Raw genomic sequence first — 21,603 nt, forward strand, 5'->3', positions numbered from 1 at the left:
TGTTGTGAAGGATTAGATGAATGAAACGATTCATACAGACGATCCTGATGCTTTGGATATCTGCGAATGTTCTGGGGCAGGACATCCGACAGGCCAAGGTGGAGCAGTTTGAAGTTCGCCTAAAAAGCCACGCCGACGCATTTCGTAACTGGGTGGACAATCAGCTTGATCTGACACCAGAACAGAAAGCAAAGCTTGAGGAGCTTGTTGCCGCAGAGTTGCAGAACTCATCAGACCGAAGGAGGAAGGCGGGCGTTGTCCGTTCATTCAGGTCGCTGCCGAGCACGACGCCCATTTGGTTTACTCTTTCAAGAAATATCGAAAACTTCCTTTGCAACGCATGGATGAGATCGCAAATACCGGAAATGCTGAGCGATCAACAACAAATCGCCTGGCACGATGCCACAACGGAACGACAACGATGGACCTTGTCGGTGAATTCGAACTTCGTGATCGCAGTGCTGGACGACTTGATTTTCCTGAGTGATCGGCAGCGTGATTCTATGTCTGAGGCGGTTCGCCTGGTGACGGATGAAAGCCGCCGCAAACGGTTGGAATTAGAATCCGGGATATTCCGCTTCCCTCCAGAGAGTAGCATACTGCCGACGGCTCAGCGCTACCTCTTCTTGTCGGGGCCGCCGCGAGATGTACTAAACTCTGGCCAAAAGCGCATCCTTTACGGCCACAGCACCCGAGTTGTTGGTGGCGGTCGACCTAATACGCGTGTGCCGCTTCCAATTGATGCTGTCGATGAAAAGCGTATAAAGGAGGTGATCGTTGAATTTCGCGACAAGCACCTCCCGGACTTCGCCGAATATGTCGAAGAGCGCGTCGCGGTTATGCACGAGGAACTCGCACTGACCGAGAGTCAACAGCGACATCTGGTCGTCGCAGGGAGGGGAGCCACGAAACAGTGTCTGTTTCAATGGCAGACGATCACAATCGACAACCTGCTGCAGATGGGAAAACAGATTCAGGGACTGAATAGACCAGGCATGGGGACGATCGCGAGGAAAGTTTACGGGCCGTCGGTGCGCGTAATAGAACTGGAATTGATCTGGCAACATGCAATCACTGAAATCACGTCGAGCATTGATGTACAGCGTAAGCGTCCATTTCGCCGGACGGCCATCGTCGAGTACGTCACCGCGATGCTCGACAAAGAACTTTGGCTCAGCCCTGATCAACGGGAACCTCTTGCTGCTCTGGTCGACGCCAGCTTCCCGCCCGCAATCAACATCGAACAACCGCAGGCCAGAGAGTTGGGATTGTTGGTGACGCCTCTTTTTCGAATTCCGGACGATGAACTGGCGCCAGTGCTTCGCGAGTCGCAGAGAAGGGCGTGGAAGTCTTTACAGGCCGAGTTTAAACGTCGCGGCGATCACGTTGTTCTGCCTCTGAAGGATGGCAGTGAGGTCTTGTTCCACGTAACGCCCTGACGCACTTGGAATCAGTCAATAGCTTGCTGGTTCACGCCGCGCCGCGTTTCTTCATTTCGCGAGTCAACTTTTGTCGCAGACGCTGCATGCCGCAGATTTCGACAGGCTGCGAGACTTCGTGGCCCAGCACATGGAAACGCCAGCCGTGTTGCTGCTGGCACTGTGCATGAGAATGGCCGTGACTTGTGATGACGATTCCGTAGAATGAAGCCATCTCGCTAAAAAGGACGCCTACATGCTATCAGACGAATCCCAGCGAATTGCTGCCGAAGCAAAACAACTGTACGACGAGCAACTCCGCGAGCGTCTTGAGTTAAGTGACCACGGGAAGTTTGTTTGTATTGAACCGAAGTCCGGCGAGTACTTTCTCGGAAACACGTTCGACGATGCGGTCAATCAGGCAATTGACGCCCACCCGGATCGCCTGACCCACACCTTGCGGATCGGCCATTCCGCAGCGCTGCACATTGGAGTTATGTTTCAGTGAAAGGAGTTGTCGATGACGACCTGCGAGCGTTGATTGAAGTGTCTGTCTGCGGTGAACCAGACGGCGAAAAATCGTCCGTCTTCGCATGGATCGACACGGCATTTAACGGTGGGCTGGTTCTGCCGCGTCATGAGATTGACAGGTTAGGACTCAAGGAATACTCATCGACGCCTGCAATTCTTGCGGATGGTCAAGAGGTCGAGTTGCCAACCTTCACGTGCCACGTTGAGTGGTTCGGGAAGGAGTACCGTACTCAGATCGTGGCGAATGAAGGTGCCCATCCATTACTGGGTACCATGTTGCTGGATGGCCACGATTTAAGTGTCAGCTATAAGCGTAAGACGGTCGATTTGATCTGACGAACGACCGTCACGGCACATCGCAGAGTCGCTACCCTCACGCCGCGTCGCGTTTCTTCATTTCGCGAGTCAACTTTTGTCGCAGGCGCTGCATGCCGCGGATCCAGCGGTCGTGGTCGTCGGTCTTCAATGAGAAGAACTCGGCCACTTCCGGATGAGGCAGGATCAGAAACTGCTTTTCGCGCATCCCGTTAACGACCGATTCGGCAACGTCGTCAGCCGTAATCGCGTGCAGGTGCAGGTAACGGTGGATGGGGTCGTCGTTGTCCAGAAAGTCGGTGGTCACTCCCAATGGACAAACACACGAAACATTGATGCCCTGACGGCCGTAACAGACCGATAGCCATTCGGCCAACGCGACGTCGGCGTGCTTGGTCACCGAATACGAGGCCGAACCGATTTCAGTCAACACGCCGGCGGCTGAAGCGGTATGCACCAGATAGCCGCTGCCCTGTTCCAGCATCATGGGCACGACTGCACGAGCGGCATACAGACGCGACATGACGTTCACGTCCCACATCTGCATCCAGTCTTCGTTGGGGCTTTCAATGCCACCTTTAACTGTGATACCAGCATTGGAGCAGAACACGTCGATACGGCCGCATTCGTCAACCGTTTGCTTAACGAGAGCCTGAATCGACGATTCATCAGCGACGTCACATTGGATCGCGAGCCCACCGATTTCTTTGGCCACAGCTTCGGCGTTGGCCATGTCGATATCTGAGACCACAACTTTGGCGGCCTGTTCCGCCGCAAATCGTCGACAAAGGGCCGCACCAATTCCGTTGCCTCCACCCGTGACGACGACAACTTTTTCGCGTAATTCCATGACGCTGTTCCTCCGTGAATATGCCGCGACTTGGCGAATTTCGCTGACTTGCGGCCGCGTAATAAGCGGTATTGTACGATGAAGGCTGTTCTCCACGAGCCCGAACCGCCCGCATCAAAAAGTTAATTGCTCTAGCCGCCCGTGCGTCGATGAGCGACCGTGGGTTTTTGTGATTGCACCTGAGCCTTCTGCTTCACACCGGCCGTAATAACTTTGGTACCGCGCGGAATGCCGGAAGTCGTGTCATCCGTCTTATTGGCGACTTCGCGGCGTTTCGCTGCATTCGCCAGTTTCTGCTTGGCGACTCGCTTTTCGCGATCTTTTTTCTTCTGTTGTTTACTCTTGGCCACCGAAGGAATTCCTGCAAGACAGTTGTTCGAATTTCAAAGGCGTAGTGTACAGATTTTCTATATCAAAAGGCGAGCCGAATTCGCAAACATCTTGCGAACGGAGCCTTCCGCTGCAAAAGCGGTATCTGGCATCGGCGAAGACAATCCTGTGCGTAGCGGGTTCCATTTTCTATCATCCGCGAATGCTACACCTTCATTCCACATCGCCTGACCGCTGGCTGCAACAGGTCGACCAGCACCTGCACGAAATCCTGATCGACCACGCTCATTGCGAACAAAAAGCGGCCGCCGCCGCGATGGATCTGATGTTTGACTATGTCGAATATGAAGATCTGGCTCGCCAAATGACCGAAATCGTGCGCGAAGAACTTGAGCACTTTCACCTGGTGCTCGACATTTTGAAACGCCGCAATATCCGGTTCTATAAGTCGAAACCGGGGACCTATGGCCGCAAGCTGAAGGAACTGGCTCGCCGTCAGGAACCTCACAAAGCCGTTGACCGACTTCTCATCGCAGGCCTTATTGAAGCTCGCAGTTGTGAACGCTTCGTCCTGCTGCGCGACCATGTCAACGACGAAGAACTGACAACCTTCTACGGCAGCCTGTACGAATCAGAAGCTCGCCATCACGCCACCTACGTCCGACTCGCCATGCACTACGCTCCGGAAGCCGAGGTTCGGGCTCGCTTGGAAGAACTCTCAGCCGCCGAGGCCGCCATCATCACCGAAGGCTGCCCGCTCCCCCGCATGCACTCCTAGCCGGGCCGGTACGCACCGGCGGGCGATTGGCGTGGCAGGCGGGTGACGGTGTGGAAGCTGAAGCGCCGGCGGTGCTGCCGTTGGTCGCTGGCAGGCCAGTGCGCTGTAGCAAGCGGTTGGCTTGGTAGGACGTATTTGTCAGGTCTGGCAGACCGCAATGTGCTCGACTCGGAGATTCGAGCCACAAAAACCACAGCACAAACGTCCTCGCCGCGCCGTTGTCACCAGCGACCAACGGGAGCACCGCCGGCGCTTCTGCCATTGTCCCGTCACCCGCCCACCACGCCAACCGGCCGGCGGGCCGCCCCGCCTACTGGATGAACTGGAGGAGGTTTTGGGAGAAGACTTTTGAGATGGATGCCATTGTGAACTGTTGCAGGTTCAGTAGCTCCTGCATGCGGACGGCCGCTTCTGCTAGGTCTGCGTTCACGGTTTCGCCGTACTTAATTTTCTGTTCGAGTTCCTGGTCTTCCGTACGAATTTCCAGACGCTCCATTTGCTGCAGTGCGACACCCTGGACACCGATTTCGTCCAGCAGATGATTTTCGATTCGTTCGATATCGCCGAGACGACGGCTAAACGCTGCGTGAAGCTGGTCGCCGGTCAGGTCGCGTGTGTTTCGCAGATCGTCGCGCAAGGCCATCATCACCTGAAACGCGTCCGTCGTTCCGGGGAACTCAACGGAATCCTCACCCGTTTTCTTAAGTGTTGTCGTGTCGAAGTGGACGACGGTGCCGTTAGCGGGAATTGTGATCGTTTCGCTGTCGCTAAATGTAATTGGCTGCGTCGTCGCACCGCCGTCGACAGACAGAGTTCCGTCGGCTGTAACGGCAACCGTGCCATTGAATCCGGCTGTGATCGCTGTTGTGTTCAGATGAATCAGTTCGCCAGTTGGTCCACGTACCTGCAGATCGGTATCAGCGTTGGTGAACGCGATCGGGCCACCTCCGTTGAGAGTAATCGTGCCCGATGCACCGGTGCCACTGGTGTCTGTGATCGTCAGTTCGTGAATACCAACGAGCGTATCGCTGCCGACGGAGCTGTCGCCGATTGACACTCCGGACGCCCCGGCGAATGACGTGGCCGTGTGACTCACTGTAACGGTCAGTTCTGCTTTGGCGGTATCGGTGCCGACGCCCGGACTCAGGCCCGTATCGCCAATAATGATGGTGGGTTCGCGCACGACGGACTGAAAGACGTGGTCACCCGACGTCAGTGCTTCGCGTGGGATGTCGCCGGTCACGTGCAGTTGAGAATTCGCGGGTGTGCCGGTGTATTGAACGCTGTCGATGCCCGTTGAGCGTTCAACAGCGAAGGGCTTTGTTTGAGTCGCTGTGCCGGCAAACAGATAGCCTGATTCGTCAGACGCATTGGCAAGGCTGACGAACTGATCGAGCGTTCCTTCCAGTTCACTGGCCAGCGCATTCAGTTCGGCGGGTTCAGTAGCCTGCGCGGCCGATTGGGCGATCCCGCGGACACTCACGAACAATTGCTGAGCTTCGCGCAGCTGCACGTGAGCCTGACTGACCCGTGCTTTGACATGGTTCACGGATTCAACGTGCGTTTGCAAACGCGACAGTTTGTCTTTCTGGACAATACTGCGCCGCGTCGCGGCCGGATCGTCGGACGGGCGATGAAGACGAATGCCGGTCGAAATTTGTTGCTGAGTCCGCTGCAGTTCGGCCGCCTGTTTGGCCAGTTCTGACGTGGCCAGGTCAATGCCCACTCGCGGGGTCACTCGAAAATCCATGGTGTTTATCCCAAGCTGCTATTTCATAGGACCGGCAAACCGTAGCCACCGAAACGAAAAAAAAGCATTCGTCGGTCTGCGTTTCGCTCTGCTATCTTATAATCTGCATAATTTCGTCGTACGTCGCTTCCACCGTATTGATGAACCTCGCCGCCGCCTGAAATGCGCGTTCCACTTCCAGCATCTTCAGAAATTCTTCGTCGGTGCTGACTCCGGAGACGGAGTTTTGTGTTTCTTCCAGTCGCTGGCCGTATGCTTCAAGTTGTTCTTTCTGACTTGCCGCCTGAGCTGCATCCATACCGACGTCGGCCGTGAAGTCGGCCAGCTCTTCGACGAACGTCTGGTCATCCAGCACGCCAAACCGCAGGTCTCGCAAATTGGCCATTGCAGCGACGTTGCTGGCGTCGCCGGGGAAACCGGTCGTCGAAGTCGACAGCAAAGTCGAATCGGCAGCGATGTCTGATCTCAACGCGTAAGTGCCGATCGAAGCGCCCGAAAACAGACTGTTGATTCCCAGCGCCGCGAGCAAACCTGTTGTGTCAGAATCGGGCGTCACCACGACGTCCGCCACATCGGTGGCGTTGATCGTGCCGGAGCCAAACTGCAGGAACACGCCGTCTGCGATCGCCATCGGGGTGTTCGCTTCATAGTCTGTTCCCACGTTCACCGTGGCGACCACCTGGCCGTTGGAATTGCGGATTGTTGCCTCCAGCCCATCGGTCACTCCAACCGTTCCGGATTGATTGAACGAAATGTCCCATGTGTCGAGATTCGGGCCTTCGTAGCTGCCGGTAAACTGAGGAACAGACGACCCCGCCCACGACGTCAGGTCCGGCACATTGTCGACTCGGCCGGCAAAATCGATCTGCTTTGAACCCTCGCCCGCCAGCGTCAAACGCCCGTTGTCTGAGTTCAATACAGCCGTGACGCCAGCAATTGCGTCGAACTTGGCTGTCACGTCAGCCAGCGATTCCGTATACGGGTCGACATCGATCGCATGTGACGAGCGATGCCCGGTTGTCGGATCCGTCACCGTGATCGTGACGTTGCCACGCTCCACAGGGAACGCAATGCCGCTGTACGCGAGTGGAGTGTTGATCGATTCCACACGTCGACTGGCGCGCAGCGTGTCGTGAGCGCCGTTATCCTTCAGGCCTTTGGCATGCTGCTGATCAACCGAGCTTACGATTGTTTGAGCCAGTTGTTCCAGCCGATCGAGCGTATCCGGAATCGCATTGTTTACGGCATTCAGCAAGCCACCGACTTTGCCTCCGGCAAGTTGTAGGGGATGGCCGGAACCGGACATCTGCAGATCCCATCTGTCGCCCACTCGAACAACTTCAATTGTGGAAGGAATCTCACCAATCGCGCCGAAGCTACCGCCAATTGTGACGATGTCTTTGCCGTTTAGATCTTTCCGAATGCTGACGTCTGTCAGTTCGGCCAGTTCGTTTAGAATCTGGTCACGGCGATCCAGCAACGAATTCGGATTGCGATCGTGAGTCTCCGCAAACCTGATTTCTTTGTTTAGTTCCGCGACTTCGGCGATGGACGAATTGATCTGCTCAACGGAATCACGCAGTTCAGAAAGTCGAGCTCCCGATTGGGTCTGTAACGCACTGCGGATGTTGTCAAACTGAAACAGCAGGTTCTCCGCACTGGCCAGGAACTCACCACGCACAGTTGGGACCTCGGGCGAATTCGCGACGGATTCCAGCTTGTTAAAGAAGTTGCTGAAGTACTCGTGAATCGAACTGTCGCCCGGCGTGAACAGAGATTCAATATCGCCAGCGATCGACAGATCTGCAGAGCTCGCTCCCAGCAGCGACTGATTGCGCAGAATCGCAGCGTCCGTGGCTTCGTCGACGACTCGACGAATCCCGGCGATTTCAACGCCTGTCCCAATCAGATGCTGACCATCCAGTTGTGGCGCGCGAGTGGCCAGGTCGACACGCTCGCGGTGAAAACCGGGAGTCGCGGCGTTTGCGATGTTGTTGCCGATCACGTTCAGCGTTGTGGAATGTGTCCGCAGCGCCGAAAGTCCAATTTCGTAGCCTCGCATGAGCTGCCTATGACCTTGCGTTAAATTTGACGGAATCAGCCGACATCGATCGCCGCCCCGATGCGTCGTAGCGGTCAGAAGCCACTTCGCCGCCCACGTGCTGAAAAACGGCGTGGCGTATCTGTCGCTTCTCAGACAACACCCAGGCCGTGTTCGCAGAAATGCCTTGAATCTGCCGCGTCAGTCGCAACAGCCGCCGCCGCGATTCCCTTAACGATTGAGCGATCGCGGGAGCGCTGACGTCGTAAAGCCGGATGAGATGGCGCACAGAAAAGTCGGTTTGCGGAATTCCGAATGCTGCGGCGGCCGTCTGAATCAGCAGCGTCGCATCCTGGTTCAGCCGCTGACATAAGTCGCTGGCCGCGTCGATTCGGATTCGAAGATTGCGGTGCGAGACGTCGTCTTCGGGACTGTTGCCGATATCAACTAACAGACTTTTGAAGGCCAGCATCGCGGCTTCCTGAGCGTCAAAGTGACGCAACAGCGACTGCACGTGGTGCTGATTGTCCTGCAAACTGTTCGTGCTATTGTCCGATGGTGAGTGCATTCTGATATGCCTTGATCTGCTGAGTGTTGCCGCTGGAACGCTGTCCAGCTTCGGCCTGGTCGGCCGCCTGTTGAATTTCGCTTAACGCGCGGGTCAGGTCGCCACCGGAGATACCGGTCGATTGAATCATTTTTGCCATGCCGATGCCGCCGCTTTCGGCGATGTGTTCGCCCATAAAGGAATCGAACATTCCGCCGAATGTGTCACTCTTGTCGCCGGCGAACATGTCTTCAGACATGGACTGCCGCATCGACTTCAGCATCATCGACACAAATAGAGCTTCAAACTCCTTCGCGACCTTGGCGGCTTTGTCGTCCGCGCGATTCGCTTCGGAGAACTGTGAGAACGGTGACTGAGCGTCAACGGTAGTAGGAACTGATGTCGTGGCTTGCATGTGGTTTACTTAATTTCCAGCTCTGCGTGCAGCGCGCCGGATTCCTTTAGCATCTGAAATATGGCACTCAGGTCACGCGGTGACACGCCCAAAGCGTTCAACGATGCGGCGAGGTCGTGAACCGTGCTTGTGTTACTCATCACGTTGATCGCTCGAGTTTCTTCCATGACGTCAACTTCTGTTCGCGGCACGATGGCGGTTTGTCCATCGCTGAACGGTTCTGGCTGAGATACCTGAGGTGACTCCATCGTGCGGACGATCAAATTGCCATGAGTAATCGCAATCGGCGACAGTCGCACGTTTTCTGTGAACACAACGGTGCCCGTGCGTTCGTTGATGATGACTCGCGCAGGAGCGTCGGGCGTGATACGGACTTTCAGGCATTCGGCGATGTACTGAAACGGCGCGGCGATAAACTTCTGAGGGATATGCACCGACACCATGCCCGGTGTTTCAATCCATGCCACGTCCGGCATCAGCATATTGATCGCTTCACAAACACGACTGGCGGTTTCGACGCTGGGTTCATGCAGCAGTAGATGAAATTTGCCTTTGTGGATGATCTTCGTCGGCACTTCATGTTCGACGATCGCTCCGTTAGGAATGCGGCCGACCGTGGCATGATTCTTTGTGATGGTGGCCGCCTGGCCTCCAAAATTGCCGCCGTTGGTAGAGATGGAACCACTGGCCAGGGCATAAACCTGCCCGTCCACGCCAACCAGCGGAGTGCGCAATAGCTGGCCGCCGTTCAGGCTTTCGGCATCGTCCAGCGTGGACACCACGACGTCTATTCGCTGCCCCGGCATGGCGTGTGGCTTCAGCATGGCTTTGACAATCACCACCGAGATGTTGTCGGTCTTCTCACGAGCTTGCTGAATTAAGGCACGCGTTTCCGGGTCGGCTCGCAAACCCATTTTTTGCAGGACTTCCACCGCCGCTCGCTTTGTGGATTCACTTTTTCCGCCCGTGCCGTCCAAGCCTGTTACGAGGCCGAGGCCTGTGAGTTCGTTGGGGTGTTCGCCGGCGATGTCGGTGATGTCACGAACCTGCACCATCGGGCGAAGCTGAGCCGAAGCGCTGCTGATGAACGCTTGCGTCAACGCGAACGTTGCCAGCAAAGCGAGGGCTTTATGTCGTCGTGAATTCCGCATTGTTGTGATTTCACTTAGTTTCGATCGGTCGCCTGCTGTCTGAATACCGGCGCCTCTGCTGTGTCGGCCAGGTCGTGAGGGTTTGTGTGCCACTGCACTCCCAATTCCACAAGGATCTATTTGGCGCCGTTCCGTGTTAAAACGGCCAGATTTTGTTCATCTTGCGTCCCAGCCAGCCCTGCCGAGTGAAATGGCGTTCGGCACCGCTGTCGTCATACGAGGTCTGCATGTTCGCGACGAACCGTGAACTCACGGTGTTGTCGGGGCCAATATCGACAGGTCGAACCATGCCGGAAATTTTCAGAGTGCGTTTTTCGCCAGCGATCGACATCGTCCGACCGCCGCAGACGACAAGGTTGCCGGCCGGAGTGACGCTGACCACCGTCACTGTGATACGGTCTGTGACCTCACGCGAGTTCTGGTAGGTGGCTTGACCGCTGAAGTTGCGGTCCGTCGATTTGCTCATGTCCAACGCGGCTGAAGCGGCGCTGTCGCCAAATCCTGCGGCTGAAGACGCGGCGATATCAAACGTGCCGGAGGCGCCTGTCGATTTGTCCAGCGCCTTGTTCTCGCGGTTTTGGACTTCCGTCGATTCGTTGATGATGATCGTCACCAGGTCGCCCGGTCGCCGCGCGCGGGAGTCTTCAAACAGGAATGCTTTTTGTGGACGGTGGCGTCGCCATAGCGAATCGGCTCGCACAAAGTCCATGCCCGGCACTGCCAGAGCCGCGCACGCCAGTGTGAGGATGCGCCGTCGAGTGAGGGGTTTGCGTTTCATCGGTTACCTTCCGTGGTATGTGTTTGGGTGGCGCCTGCGACGCGGTATGGGGCGCCGTAGGCTTCCAGCCATGCGTTATCGCAGTTTGATTTCTGCCTGCCCGGGAGCGACAACCCGAGCGGTGATGACTTCTTTGGAATCCAGGTTTCGTAGTGAAATGAAATCGCCGATGTGTCCGTCTTCCAGTGCTTCCGCCTGTCGCAGACGAACTCGCAAAGCACCGCTCACAGCCGTGACTCGCACCTTACTGCGTCTCTTCACGACCACTTCCGCACGTTCCTGAGCGGGCGGGACGACGTCTCGCAACGACAGTACTTCGCCCGGACCAAGATTCGTTCGTACACGCTGTCCGTAGATGTCTTCGTCAGTCGGTTCATCGGCTCGGGTGGCCAGAAATCGATTTTCAAACTGGACGTTGGATTTTTCGATCGTGGATTCGCGCTGCAACGAAACTCTAGTCACCGCGACTCGATGCCGTCGCAACACTTCAAACCTTCCAGCTCGTTTCAGCAACAAATTGCCGCCGTCCCACAGCATGACGTTTAAGCTGGACGTGCCCAGCCGTGCGGATGAAGGGGGCATCACTTCGACTCGCAGATCCGGCCGCTCACGAATTTGTGTCGGCAGCGCTGAAACAAACGGATTCGCCAACCGAATACGCAGTTCTTCTTCCGGAACACCAAGCATCTGCTGCATCGTGCGAGTGGCTGCGATTTCGATGTCGGTATCGGCCAACGGTTCGGGTTCTTCGAATTCAACGAAGATTTTCTCTGGCCCGGACACTCGAAGTTCATCTGAACCCCAGCCAGCCACCATCAGCCGAATGCGCACGAACGACCGATTGAGAAACAGAGACGACTTGGTGTTGTCGAAATCAGCGAGATCTATTTGCCCGGCGATGACGGCTTCGTTATTGGTCGTTGCCGAAATATCAGCGACGTCGGCCAGCGTGACTTGACGGCAATCGACGACGGGGTTTGCACGCAATTGCACGATCAATTCTGCGCACGCGGCCGCTGGCAGCATCAACGCGACCAGCGCCGCGCAGAAGCTGGTGGCAAGTCGTGTTAAGGCCGGGCTTATTGAATTATCGTGGATCAACTTCATCAAACTATCTCACAATATCAGCCGATGTCGACAGCATCTCATCGCCCGCCCGAATGGCTCGTGAGTTGATTTCGTAGGCTCGCTGAGCAGAGATCAGCGAGATTAGTTCTGTAACGACTTCTACATTGGAATTTTCCAGGTAACCCTGGCGCAGCAGCCCGAAGCCTGCGTCGCTGGGGTTGCCAACCACGGCCGCTCCGGATGCTGGTGTTTCAGCAAACAGGTTCGAACCTTCGCTGGACAGGCCAGCGGCGTTTAGGAAAGTGACCACCTGAATTTGTCCGAGCGACACTGGTGTTCCGGAACTGTTGCTCGATACGCCTTCGACGCTGCCATCACTGCCGATGCTGATCTTGCTGATGTCAGTTCCCTGAGTAATCGTGATCGCCGGGTTTAGTACCAGACCATCCGGGTTGACCAGGTTTCCGCTGTTCGCATCGACCTTAAAGTTACCGGCACGCGAATAGCGAAATTCGCCGTTGGGATGCAGCAGTTGGAAGAAGCCGTCTCCCTCGATTGAAACATCCAGCGAGTTGCCCGTTTGTTCGAGGGCTCCCTGCGTGAAGTGCTTCGTCGTTGATACCGCTCGCACACCGTTACCGATTTGCAGTCCGGTTGGTGACACTTGCTGATTGGTGACGGCTGTTCCGGGCTGACGCATCGTGTTGTAGACCAGATCAGCAAAGTCCAGGTGACTTTTACGGAAACCGGTAGTGTTCACGTTCGCCAGGTTATTCGCCGTGTTATCAATCATCAGCTCCTGAGCCTTCATGCCCGTGGCGCTGGTGTAGAGAGCTCGTAACATTCTGAGTTACTTTCGTTGTGAACGAGTTTCAGGTTTTAGATTAGTTTCCGTTGATGCGTCGGCCGACGGCGTCGTCGATTGTCTTCAACGCTTTCTGAGACATTTCATACTGCCGCGATGCCACAAGAATATTCACGAGCTCGTCCATTTGAGCCACGTTTGCGGATTCGGCAAATCCTTGTAGCACACTGCCTTCAGCCTCCTGCACGTCGGCGTTCGGCCCGGCTTTGAACAGCGACGCACCGGTCGCGATCAGTTGTTCGGGGTTGGAAACTTCAACAAACTGAAGCTGACCAAATTCGACGCCATTCGCAGACAGTCGACCGTCTCGGGAAATGGAGATCGCTTCGGCGGACGTGTTGGGTGGAATCCGGATTGGCGCGTTTCCACCAGACACCGTCAGGCCGTCGATGGTGACCAACTGGCCATCGGGGTGAGCCTGAAACGAACCGTTGCGTGTATACATGGGCCCGTCCGGACCATCGACCACGAAGAAGCCGTCTGATTCGATGGCGACGTCTAACGAACGGCCGGATGCCTTTAAGGGGCCGTGCGTGAAATCGATGGCAATTTTGCGAGTTTGCAGACCATCAGCCGCACGTTCAGGCCGCTCCATAACGGTCGCCTGGCCGTTGCGTTGAGCTTCCAGAACAGTACCGAAAGTTGTTTGGTGCAGCACCCGCCGCCGAAACCCTGGCTGGTGCGCATGCGCAAGGTTTTCTGCCGATGTTTCGTGTCGAGTTGCCGCCGCGTCCATGCCGGTCGCGGCGCTATATAGTCCGGAAATCATGACAAGCCCCCCTGCTGTCTGTACCAGTTCTTCGGAATTTGAGGGCGTCGACAATGTCTGGAAGATGGCTGCAATCGGCGTGTTACACGTTATTACCCAGTCTGAGCGAGCCGGTTGACCAGGCAGGAAAAACGCCGCTGCGACGAGTGACGGGCGGCTTCCGTGAGTGGTCTGCGCGTTCCTGCAGGGCGACTGAAGTCGAGCAAGTCGCGTTGCCGGCATCGCGGTCGCATTCATGAATGAATTTCGCAGTGACCGGCATTTTTTTCAGAAACCTGTACGAAAACCGTCGGCCGCTCGCACTAAACAAGATGGCACCGCACCATTTTGTAAAGAGTCATCTCATGAAACTCACACTTCGAACACTTTTGGCCTACCTCGACGATCGGCTGTCTCCGGGGAACGCTCGCGAATTGGGGCAGAAACTGGCGACCAGCCCCTTTGCGACGGAGCTTGCCGACCGCATTAAGAGCGTCGTTCGCCGCCGTCGTTTGGCCAGTGAATCTGCCGAACACAAAACGATCGACGGGAACCTCATTGCTGAGTATCTGGACGATCAGCTCACGCCGGAACTGGTCGCGTTGATTGAGAAGGAGATTCTTTCGTCTGATCATTCGCTGGCCGAAGTTGCGGCGACGCATCAGATTCTGGGCCTGCTAAGCGACCCGGTGGAAATTTCTGCCGATTTGAAGACTCGGCTGCACAAACTGGATCCCAGTGTCGTCAAGGAAGCGACCGACGATGGTGCTGCCGCCTCCACGGTTCAGCCCGCCAAGGCTGGCGAATGGACGCCGCTGCAGAAGCAAAACGAATCTCAGAAACGTTCGCCGATGCTGTTGCTGGCCGTGATGGTGCTGGGCTGGCTGGGTTTGCTGGCAACAGATTCGAATCTGTTTCGCAGTGACGACGATAGAACTGTCGCGACAAACGTGCCAGCAGACGGTAATGAACCGGCATTGGCGCAGTTCGACGATGGTGCCGATCCTCCGCAGGTTGCAGCCCCCGAAACACAACCAGCGGCGGGCGACGCTGCGGTCGCTCAAACAGACGCGACACCTAGAAACGCAGCGCAGCCGACGAGTCCTCAACCAACGACCGTGCCGAATGGTGGCGCGGCTGCGACTAATGCTGAACCGGGCCGCACACCCACTCCGGCTGGTGCGGACATGGCCGCTACAACTCAGCCCGCGACGAATCCAGCGGCTGTGCCTGCGACCGATTCCACTGCGCCAGACAAGCCGATGGAGCCAGCGCCTGCAGCGGATTCTTCAACAGCAACTGGCGATGCTTCGGTTGCCAGTGCGGCGGACGGTGCTCCAGTAGCGACCCCCACGCCGCCCGCGGCACCGGTGGCTCGATTCGAATTGATTGACAACAACGGCATGGTGGCTTTGCGAGAACCCAAACAGGCTGCGTGGGCGTGGGCATCGAGTCTAGGTATATCGCCCACAGGCAGTTGGTCGAAGCCGCTGAGCGAAACATTTGCCACCATCGCGGAACCGTTTACGGCGCGCGTTGTCGCTCCAAATTCCGGCTGGTCGGCTCAACTCTTGGGGCCGGCCGTGTTTCAAGCGGTGACCGAACCAGCAGCGGCCTTGCGAGTTGTTGAAGGCCGCCTCTTGTTGCGACGTTCCGCCAAGGAAGGGGCCGCCGATTTTCGATTGGTGACCGGACGGCGAGCTTTGAATGTTTCGATCCCGGATGAGGGTGACGTTGTGGGCCTGGAGGTCACAATTTTGCCAGCTAGCAATTTGACTGTTGAACCCGATGCAGAAGAAAGTACGCCCTTGTTTCCGACGGAAAATAATCGCGTTATCCGAATTGCGGCCGCCGACGGCGACGTGCAGGTTTCAGTTGACGGCAACGACACGCCCATCACGATTCCTCGCGGGTCGGAATGGATCTGGAACACAACATCAGACGTCGTTACCGCTGGTGCGGTGACTGTTAATTCAGCAATTCCAGCATGGCTATTTGCCGCTCGCAATCCCCCGATCGAAATGCAGGCCACGCTAATTGCAGAAACTGTCGCCGCCTATCCGAAGTCGGAATCCGTAACAGGGGCAGCGATGGCTTTGACGACCAACAAAAACCCACAGATTGCGGACTATGGTGTGCGGCAGTTGACGCTTCTCCGCAGCGTGAACGACCTTATCACAGTCATGCTGCAAACCAACGACGACCCGACTCGCCAATCCGCCATCGTCGGACTACATCAGCTGGTTCAACAAAGGCCGGCAGACATGCAGCGGATTCGAGACGCGTTGGCCATGCGGCTACCCGAAATGGAACTCGACAATGCCATGACAATGCTGCAGGGCATGAGTCGATCGGACGGGCAGGATCCTCGTACCAGCGAGTTTCTTGTATCGATGCTGGAACACAACCGAGCGGCGCTGCGGGCAATGGCGATTTTCAATCTGGAACGCCTGACCGGTGAACGTCGTGGCTTCTTTGTCAGCGACGACACGGGGCGCCGAGATGCTGCCGTTCGCCGTTGGAAGCGAGACCTGGCGAAGAACGACGGCCGTTTGATCCCGGCGTCGGCGGAATGACCGAATGCGGCGGGATACCTGGGAGCGTGTTGCACACGCCCAAGTACCCTTCCGTTTGGCTTCACTTCTTAAACGACTACCCGATATCCAGCGGTCCGGTGCTGTCGCCGAGTTCTTTGATGTTTGCGCCGACTCGTTCCGCCATAGAAAGAAACAGATTGTTCAAAGGCGTTTCTTTCGGGTAGTGCAGAACTCGGCCGGACTTAATTGTGCCGCCGCCTTTGCCCGCGACAAGGATTGGCAGGTCGTCATGCGAATGCCGCATCCCGTCTGAGATTGCACTGCCGTACAGAATCATGCTGTTGTCCAGCAAATTGCCATCGCCTTCCTTCACTGCCTTCATCCGCGACAGGAATGCCGCAAACTGTTCTGTCAGATAACGGTCGATTTTTGCGATCTGAGCGATCTTGTCTTTGTCGCCGCGGTGGTGCGACAGTTCGTGGTGCCCATTCTTGACGTCAACATCACGATAGCTGCGGTTGCAACCGGCATCGCCCACCATGAAGGTTGTGATACGAGTTGAATCGGTTTGGAAGGCCAGCAGCATGATGTCGTACATCAATCGCAGATGCTCCTTCAATTCTGACGGCACGCCTTCTGGCAGCTGCATCTCAGGAATTTCCTTTGGTCGCAGATGATTGGCTCGATCAATTCGCTGTTCGATCTCTCGCACGCTGGTGAAGTACTCGTCCAGTTTGTGCCGGTCGGTTCCGCCCAGCTTCTGCTGCAAACGTGCCGCGTCGTCGGCGACGAAGTCCAGAATACTTTTGCGAAACTTGTTGCGGCGTTCCTGAGTCGCCGCACCTTCGGGAGTGCCAAACAGGCGTTCGAAGGCCAGGCGAGGATTCACTTCCTTCGCATTCGGCGTGTTGGGTGACTTCCAGCTGATGTTGGTGGAGTACGCACAGCTGTAACCCGAATCGCAACTTCCGGCATTGCGGCCTCGTTCGATCCCGAGTTCCAGCGATGGCAGTCGAGTCTTATCGCCGATCAGTTTGGCGGCCGCCTGGTCGATGGAGACACCAACCTCAATGTCGGCACCGGCCGTTTTGCGTGGCTGAGCTCCCGTCAAAAACGCGCTGGCGTTGCGGGCGTGATCGCCTCCGCCGTCCCCGTTGGCTCGCGCGTGATTTTGGGTCAGCCCGGTCAACAGCAGAAGATCCTGCTGGTGCGGTTGCAGCGACTCCATGGTATCGTTCAGTTTGAAGTCGCTGCCTTCGCCCTCCGGCTTCCAACGATCCATAATCGCGCCGTTGGGAAAAAAGACGAATGCCATGCGACTTGGCGCAGTTGCAGCATTGGCTGCTGCGGCAGCCGCTGCTGTCTGCGGCCGCATAATGTCCAGCAGCGGAAGAGAAACGGCGGCTCCGGCACCGCGGAGAACGGTGCGTCGATTAAGTGAGGTATTCATGGTGTTAGCCTTTCGTTGCAGTATCTAAGCCACTTCGTTTTAGAAACGAATCGGACAATACGAGACTTTCAATCAATGCGGAAAAACGATTTCCATTCGCAGCCATGTCGGCCACGCAATCTTCAATGACGCATTTGTCGTAAAATTCTGTGCCACGCCCGAGAGCGTAGACGAGTAGTTTTTCGGCCAGTGTGCGAAAGAACTTCTCACGACGTTTCTGAATGATGGCAATCAGTTCGATCGGGCCGTTAAAGGATTCGCCGGACGGCAGTTGCCCGGATGCGTCAACCGTGTGGTCACCGTCTTTGTCTCGCCAGCGACCAATTGCGTCAAAGTTCTCCAGCCCGAAACCCAGTGGGTCCATTACGACGTGGCAAGACGCACAACCGGGATCTTCTCGATGCTTCGCGAGCTGCTCTCGCAACGTCGCATTCGGAGCCGCCTCTGCGGTCGCCTCCAGCTCCGGCACATTCGGCGGTGGCGGTGGTGGAGCTTCGCCCCACATGTTTTCCATAATCCACTTGCCTCGTTTGACCGGACTGGTGCGGCCGGGATTTGAGGTAAGCGTCAGAATGCTGGCATGAGTCAGCACGCCCGTCCGGTTGGTGCCTTTCAGTGAAATGCGTTCGAAACTGTCGCTCTTCACACCTTCGATTCCGTAATGATCGGCCAGGCGTTTGTTCAGGAATGTGTAGTCTGCCGACAGCAGTTCTTCTACGCTGCGGTCTTCCTGCAGGATTGAACCGAACAGCAACTCTGTTTCACGCCGCATGTCGTGTTTGAGTTTGCTGTCGAAATTCTTAAACACGTCGGGGTTTGGAGTGACGTCGTCGATGTTTCGCAGATTTAGCCATTGGGCCGCGAAGTTTTGAACCAGAGCGTCTGCTTTGTCATCCTTCAACATCCGTCGAACCTGTTGGCGGAGCGTGTCAGCAGTAGTGAGTTTCTTTTGACGGGCAAGCTCAAACAACTCGTCGTCAGGCATGCTGCTCCAGAGGAAATACGACAACCGACTGGCTACTTCAAAGTCGTTCAACGTTCGTTCGGGCGTTCCGGCGGGCGGGTCTTCTTCCAGACGGAACAGGAATTCGGGCGCCACCAGAATCGCTTGCAGACTAAGCGATAGCCCACCTTCGTATGTTTCTCCCAGATCAGCCACAGCGTGTTGCACCAGGCCGACGTAGCCACTGACTTCTGCATCTGTACACGGACGTCGGAATGCTCGGTCCAGCAATGGACGCAACACCTTTTCAGCCGCCTGTTTCACAGACACATCCGCACCAGGTTGGGCCACAACCAATCGTCGAAACGCGTCCGACCGAAAGGGAACCGCAGCGCCGATTGGTCCATGCAGCTCCATCTTCGCAACGGCAAAGTTTCGGTCCTGCTTGTTTTTCGGTTCGTACGCGTCGTTTAAGAATGCCGCCCCGATCTTCACCTGCTGCGAATCCAGTTTCAGGGGTTGTTTGAACACTTCGTCCTTTGCGTGTTCGATAACTTCGAACTCACGCTGTCGCTTTCCGTCGACGCTAAGGCCGAATTTTGCTTTTTCGTCACCCATCTGAGTGGCCTGAGCCGTGATGCGAAGTTCGTATTCGCCCGCCGCCGGAACTTCAAACGTTCCGAATATTTCGCCGCTGCTGGGCAGCCACAGCAGCGTGCCAGACGGCTTCCTGCCGTTTGACGTCGTCAGCTGATCCACACCAAGGGGAATCGTCTGCGGCTTTGAGTAATCCGTCGAATCAATGACGGCGTCAGCAACCTGTTCGGCCGCGTTCAGGTACTTTTCCATCAGCAGCGGCGGCAATGACAATACGTCTCCGTTGTTGTCGAATCCTTCGCCCACGTCGTCAGCCGGAAAGTCGTTGGCCGGTGTGATACTGACACCGAACAAATCACGAATCGTGTTGTTGTATTCGGACCGGTTCAGCCGCTGGACTGTCGGCCGACCGGGTTTGTAGACCAGGTCGCAATCAAAATTGAAGAGCTCGTCATGCAGTAGTTCGGAAACCTTCTGTCGTTCTTCGGCGGACGGCAGCGGATCGTGATCGGAAGGTGGCATCGCTCCGACACTGATCATCCGATACACGCGTTCCCACGTCTTTCGTTCGCTTAAGAACTGGTCAACGGATTTCAACTCGGACACCACAATTCCGGCGTCCTGCGATTCGAGCCCATGACAGTCGATGCAGTACGTTTTCAGAAACGGTTGAATCTTCTGGACCAGCTGCTGTTGCCGGTCGGCGACGGTTTGTTGGCCTGCCGCTGATTTGGTGTCAGCCGGTTCTGCCGCCTCTACTGAAAATCCCGTAGCGGTCACAGCGGCAATCGATACGGCAACGATCGCGAGCGCTCGTCCGCCTGCCTGGCAAAGTGTCCTCACGCATCGCTCAACATGGCGAGCGATTGCATGAAAGCGGTGAGCGCAAACTGGCAGCGCATAGTTTGGGGCGAAGCGAAACATACATGTGAGGCTATTGGGCCAGCCGGGTGGGATTGGATCGGTGGCCTGAAGGTGGGAAGCAGCCGTTGTCGCCAGCACAATCTGGCCGGTCTGCCATACGTCTAGTCTATCATCGCGCGGCACCGTCGTCCACATTTCGGATAAGAATGACGAAAGTCGACCAGCTCGCACGCGTGATGGTTGCAGCGGTCGACGTGGCTACTCGGATTCTGAGAGGTGTCCAGTAGCTGAACTTGCGAGCAATTCCGGGGAAATCCCGAAGTGACGAGAAGGGCGGTTCAAGGCACCATGTGGCGAATTCAGGCGATTGTGGATGACTTTGAGGCCGCATTCTCCGCCATCAATCTTTGCCCCGTTTGACTGCTGTGACGCCACTACGAAGCTCGAAATACCGCCAGAAGACCCGCTTTGGGGTAGGGCGTTGACACCCTTTTTAGACAGGTGTAGATTTCTCTGCCGCTGCTGCACGGAGAGGCTGTGAAAGCAGCGACCAGTATTCGATCGTTCGCGGAAATGGCCGCGTGGCAGTATCAGACAGAATGAATGCATTGCCGCGAAGCCGGAACGTTGTACGGGTGCTTGCGACAGCCGCTGTTCTGCTGATTGTGATGACCGTTTCGTCTGCGGTGATTGCTTCAGGTGACGACGTTCCAAAATCGAGTTTGTCTTACAACCCCCAGAAAGTTGCTTTCGCCAGCCAGTCCGATTCCGGTAATCTGCCCGGCACTGTTGGTAACTTTTTTATCACGGAAGTGTTTTGTCATGTTTAATCGACTTCAGTCTCAGTCTTCGTTTCAGGAAGATCTGTCGTTTCTGATTCCGCCGAATCAGATCAACCAGATGCCGCTTGAGCTGCAGGAATTGTGCGAGCTATACAACGCCGACCATTGCAACGACGTGGACAAGGCTGATTCGGCCGCCACATCAGACTGGCCTGTGTCGCTGTTTGTGCCGACTCAGTACGAAGAAAATTACGCCTACCCACTGCTGATCTGGTTCCACGACGATTTCAGCAGCGAAAACGAACTCGACCTCGTCATGAACGCCATTGGCGATCAGAACTACTGTGGACTGGCCATTCGCGGTAACAAGGCGTTGAAGGAACACGACACGTACGGTTGGAGTCGTGATTCGCTGGAGTTTGGCAAGGTGCCGTTAAAGCAGTTGGTAAACGTGACGGCTCGACGACTGCGACGAGCGTTCCACATCCACAGCGAACGCATTTTCGCGGCCGGTTGTGGCAGCGGAGCAGACGTCGCCCTGCAATTGTTCGCCGAATGCCCCGAATGGTTTGCTGGTGCGGTCGCCATCGATCCTGCCTGCCGTTCAGACTTGCATCTGGGCAATCCCGATGATCTACGCGGGAAGAACGTGCTGCAAACCGTGTCGCGAACCTCCAGCAACGAAACGCTGGCTAATAATTTGAATTCAGTCCGCCTGCTGCGGTCGACCGGCGTCGATATCGATGTCCGAGTGACTGAAGAGCCACTTGATCCATGCTGCAACGACGCCCGGTTTATCGACAACTGGTTGTTGTCAAAGCTGCGTTGCGAGACGTTTGTTTAGA

Annotated in this window: 20 protein-coding genes; 6 read left to right on the plus strand and 14 right to left on the minus strand. The window is 56.2% G+C overall.

Annotation, left to right across the window (positions count from 1 at the left end; genetic code table 11):
- The first annotated feature begins 20 nt into the window (after positions 1-20).
- Positions 21-1,439: a hypothetical protein gene (locus Fuma_RS02555; RefSeq protein WP_077022750.1), complete on the plus strand. Its 1,419-nt coding sequence runs from the start codon at positions 21-23 to the stop codon at positions 1,437-1,439.
- 31 nt (positions 1,440-1,470) lie between these two features.
- Here Fuma_RS02555 and Fuma_RS02560 read toward each other — a convergent pair whose 3' ends face one another.
- The gene (locus Fuma_RS02560) at positions 1,471-1,653 is read right to left on the minus strand and encodes a hypothetical protein (RefSeq protein WP_077022751.1); all 183 of its coding nucleotides are present in this window, start codon (positions 1,651-1,653) and stop codon (positions 1,471-1,473) included.
- Between the two features lie 21 nt (positions 1,654-1,674).
- On the opposite strand from Fuma_RS02560, the gene Fuma_RS02565 reads away from it, so the two are divergent.
- Entirely contained in the window at positions 1,675-1,926 is a 252-nt protein-coding gene (locus tag Fuma_RS02565; RefSeq protein WP_077022752.1) for a hypothetical protein, read from the plus strand.
- A complete protein-coding gene (locus Fuma_RS02570; protein ID WP_083731751.1) occupies positions 1,923-2,285 on the plus strand; it encodes a clan AA aspartic protease in 363 nt (120 codons plus the stop codon). Before Fuma_RS02565 ends, Fuma_RS02570 begins: the two co-directional genes overlap by 4 nt.
- 37 nt (positions 2,286-2,322) lie before the next feature.
- Here the strand turns inward: Fuma_RS02570 and Fuma_RS02575 are convergent, their stop codons facing one another.
- On the minus strand, positions 2,323-3,114 hold the full coding sequence (locus Fuma_RS02575) for an SDR family oxidoreductase (protein WP_077022753.1): 792 nt from the start codon (positions 3,112-3,114) through the stop codon (positions 2,323-2,325).
- 131 nt (positions 3,115-3,245) lie between these two features.
- Entirely contained in the window at positions 3,246-3,464 is a 219-nt protein-coding gene (locus Fuma_RS02580; protein WP_077022754.1) for a hypothetical protein, read from the minus strand.
- A 182-nt stretch (positions 3,465-3,646) separates the two neighbouring features.
- Between Fuma_RS02580 and Fuma_RS02585 the strand changes: the two genes are divergently transcribed.
- Entirely contained in the window at positions 3,647-4,222 is a 576-nt protein-coding gene (locus Fuma_RS02585; RefSeq protein WP_077028063.1) for a MiaE family protein, read from the plus strand.
- Between the two features lie 310 nt (positions 4,223-4,532).
- Here the strand turns inward: Fuma_RS02585 and flgL are convergent, their stop codons facing one another.
- The 9 genes from flgL to Fuma_RS02630 form a co-directional block, all read right to left on the minus strand.
- A complete protein-coding gene (gene flgL, locus Fuma_RS02590; RefSeq protein WP_077022755.1) occupies positions 4,533-5,972 on the minus strand; it encodes a flagellar hook-associated protein FlgL in 1,440 nt (479 codons plus the stop codon).
- A 91-nt stretch (positions 5,973-6,063) separates the two neighbouring features.
- Positions 6,064-8,034, minus strand: a complete 1,971-nt coding sequence (gene flgK / locus Fuma_RS02595; RefSeq protein ID WP_077022756.1) for a flagellar hook-associated protein FlgK — start codon at positions 8,032-8,034, stop codon at positions 6,064-6,066.
- 7 nt (positions 8,035-8,041) lie between these two features.
- Positions 8,042-8,581, minus strand: coding sequence for a hypothetical protein (locus Fuma_RS02600; RefSeq protein ID WP_077022757.1), 540 nt, complete (start codon positions 8,579-8,581; stop codon positions 8,042-8,044).
- The gene (locus Fuma_RS02605) at positions 8,559-8,975 is read right to left on the minus strand and encodes a rod-binding protein (RefSeq protein WP_077022758.1); all 417 of its coding nucleotides are present in this window, start codon (positions 8,973-8,975) and stop codon (positions 8,559-8,561) included. Before Fuma_RS02605 ends, Fuma_RS02600 begins: the two co-directional genes overlap by 23 nt.
- Before the next feature lie 5 nt (positions 8,976-8,980).
- Complete coding sequence (locus Fuma_RS02610) at positions 8,981-10,126, minus strand: flagellar basal body P-ring protein FlgI (protein ID WP_083731752.1); 1,146 nt, start codon at positions 10,124-10,126, stop codon at positions 8,981-8,983.
- A gap of 136 nt (positions 10,127-10,262) precedes the next feature.
- Positions 10,263-10,904 carry a flagellar basal body L-ring protein FlgH gene (locus tag Fuma_RS02615; protein ID WP_077022759.1) on the minus strand — a complete coding sequence of 214 codons (642 nt, stop codon included), beginning with the start codon at positions 10,902-10,904 and terminating at the stop codon, positions 10,263-10,265.
- A 75-nt stretch (positions 10,905-10,979) separates the two neighbouring features.
- Positions 10,980-12,011 (minus strand): flagellar basal body P-ring formation chaperone FlgA, encoded by a 1,032-nt coding sequence (gene flgA / locus Fuma_RS02620; RefSeq protein WP_077022760.1) that lies wholly within the window; start codon positions 12,009-12,011, stop codon positions 10,980-10,982.
- 4 nt (positions 12,012-12,015) lie between these two features.
- Complete coding sequence (gene flgG / locus Fuma_RS02625; protein WP_077022761.1) at positions 12,016-12,816, minus strand: flagellar basal-body rod protein FlgG; 801 nt, start codon at positions 12,814-12,816, stop codon at positions 12,016-12,018.
- Positions 12,817-12,856: 40 nt separating this feature from the next.
- The gene (locus Fuma_RS02630) at positions 12,857-13,606 is read right to left on the minus strand and encodes a flagellar hook-basal body protein (RefSeq protein ID WP_158520834.1); all 750 of its coding nucleotides are present in this window, start codon (positions 13,604-13,606) and stop codon (positions 12,857-12,859) included.
- Between the two features lie 344 nt (positions 13,607-13,950).
- Between Fuma_RS02630 and Fuma_RS02635 the strand changes: the two genes are divergently transcribed.
- On the plus strand, positions 13,951-16,161 hold the full coding sequence (locus Fuma_RS02635; RefSeq protein WP_145943926.1) for a hypothetical protein: 2,211 nt from the start codon (positions 13,951-13,953) through the stop codon (positions 16,159-16,161).
- Between the two features lie 76 nt (positions 16,162-16,237).
- Here the strand turns inward: Fuma_RS02635 and Fuma_RS02640 are convergent, their stop codons facing one another.
- Positions 16,238-17,572, minus strand: a complete 1,335-nt coding sequence (locus Fuma_RS02640) for a DUF1552 domain-containing protein (protein WP_077022764.1) — start codon at positions 17,570-17,572, stop codon at positions 16,238-16,240.
- Between the two features lie 4 nt (positions 17,573-17,576).
- Positions 17,577-19,955: a DUF1592 domain-containing protein gene (locus tag Fuma_RS02645; protein WP_158520835.1), complete on the minus strand. Its 2,379-nt coding sequence runs from the start codon at positions 19,953-19,955 to the stop codon at positions 17,577-17,579.
- 843 nt (positions 19,956-20,798) lie between these two features.
- Here Fuma_RS02645 and Fuma_RS02655 point away from each other — a divergent pair.
- Positions 20,799-21,602 (plus strand): alpha/beta hydrolase, encoded by an 804-nt coding sequence (locus tag Fuma_RS02655; protein ID WP_077022767.1) that lies wholly within the window; start codon positions 20,799-20,801, stop codon positions 21,600-21,602.
- The last annotated feature ends 1 nt before the right edge of the window (position 21,603 follow it).

Source organism: Fuerstiella marisgermanici, from assembly GCF_001983935.1.
Taxonomy (GTDB): Bacteria; Planctomycetota; Planctomycetia; order Planctomycetales; family Planctomycetaceae; genus Fuerstiella; species Fuerstiella marisgermanici.

Coding starts and splice junctions, on each gene's coding strand:
- Fuma_RS02630 (WP_158520834.1), bottom strand. CDS start 13,606: ATGATTTCCGGACTATATAGCGCCGCGACCGGCATGGACGCGGCGGCA.
- Fuma_RS02555 (WP_077022750.1), top strand. CDS start 21: ATGAAACGATTCATACAGACGATCCTGATGCTTTGGATATCTGCGAAT.
- Fuma_RS02600 (WP_077022757.1), bottom strand. CDS start 8,581: ATGCACTCACCATCGGACAATAGCACGAACAGTTTGCAGGACAATCAG.
- Fuma_RS02585 (WP_077028063.1), top strand. CDS start 3,647: ATGCTACACCTTCATTCCACATCGCCTGACCGCTGGCTGCAACAGGTC.
- Fuma_RS02615 (WP_077022759.1), bottom strand. CDS start 10,904: ATGAAACGCAAACCCCTCACTCGACGGCGCATCCTCACACTGGCGTGC.
- flgL (WP_077022755.1), bottom strand. CDS start 5,972: ATGGATTTTCGAGTGACCCCGCGAGTGGGCATTGACCTGGCCACGTCA.
- Fuma_RS02635 (WP_145943926.1), top strand. CDS start 13,951: ATGAAACTCACACTTCGAACACTTTTGGCCTACCTCGACGATCGGCTG.
- flgA (WP_077022760.1), bottom strand. CDS start 12,011: ATGAAGTTGATCCACGATAATTCAATAAGCCCGGCCTTAACACGACTT.
- flgG (WP_077022761.1), bottom strand. CDS start 12,816: ATGTTACGAGCTCTCTACACCAGCGCCACGGGCATGAAGGCTCAGGAG.
- flgK (WP_077022756.1), bottom strand. CDS start 8,034: ATGCGAGGCTACGAAATTGGACTTTCGGCGCTGCGGACACATTCCACA.
- Fuma_RS02575 (WP_077022753.1), bottom strand. CDS start 3,114: ATGGAATTACGCGAAAAAGTTGTCGTCGTCACGGGTGGAGGCAACGGA.
- Fuma_RS02655 (WP_077022767.1), top strand. CDS start 20,799: ATGTTTAATCGACTTCAGTCTCAGTCTTCGTTTCAGGAAGATCTGTCG.
- Fuma_RS02565 (WP_077022752.1), top strand. CDS start 1,675: ATGCTATCAGACGAATCCCAGCGAATTGCTGCCGAAGCAAAACAACTG.
- Fuma_RS02605 (WP_077022758.1), bottom strand. CDS start 8,975: ATGCAAGCCACGACATCAGTTCCTACTACCGTTGACGCTCAGTCACCG.
- Fuma_RS02560 (WP_077022751.1), bottom strand. CDS start 1,653: ATGGCTTCATTCTACGGAATCGTCATCACAAGTCACGGCCATTCTCAT.
- Fuma_RS02640 (WP_077022764.1), bottom strand. CDS start 17,572: ATGAATACCTCACTTAATCGACGCACCGTTCTCCGCGGTGCCGGAGCC.
- Fuma_RS02610 (WP_083731752.1), bottom strand. CDS start 10,126: ATGCGGAATTCACGACGACATAAAGCCCTCGCTTTGCTGGCAACGTTC.